The following is a 274-nucleotide window of genomic DNA, read 5'->3' as shown; positions in this document are numbered from 1 at the left end:
TTATTGCCGATTGCCTGCGGGCAGGTCATTCGCACCGGCGTATCGCCCAGATAGTCTGTCGTAGTCAATCCACTATCAGTCGTGAAATCGCACGCAACAGCGTCGATGGTATCTACGATGCCTATCACGCTGATCAGGCCAGCCGCGGGCGTCTTGCTCGTCCAAAGCCGCGCAAACTCGATGACAATCGATTTTTGCGCGCCCAGGTTGTCAATCTGCTCAACCGTGGCGCCTCGCCGCGTCAGGCCAGTGGCAGGTTGGCTGCACTGTGGGG

The 274-nt window shown here is 58.8% G+C and carries 1 protein-coding gene; it reads left to right on the top strand.

Annotated features, from left to right (window positions below):
* Window positions 1–2: 2 nt before the first annotated feature.
* Window positions 3–274 (top strand): helix-turn-helix domain-containing protein (locus tag HMPREF2547_RS10640; RefSeq protein WP_371325768.1); only part of this gene is annotated, 272 nt, incomplete at its 3' end.

Origin of the sequence: Corynebacterium sp. HMSC055G02 (assembly GCF_001809065.1) — a bacterium.
GTDB lineage: Bacteria > Actinomycetota > Actinomycetes > Mycobacteriales > Mycobacteriaceae > Corynebacterium > Corynebacterium jeikeium_D.
Note: the sequence above shows the minus strand (reverse complement) of the source record. Positions and strands in the feature narration are given on the sequence as shown.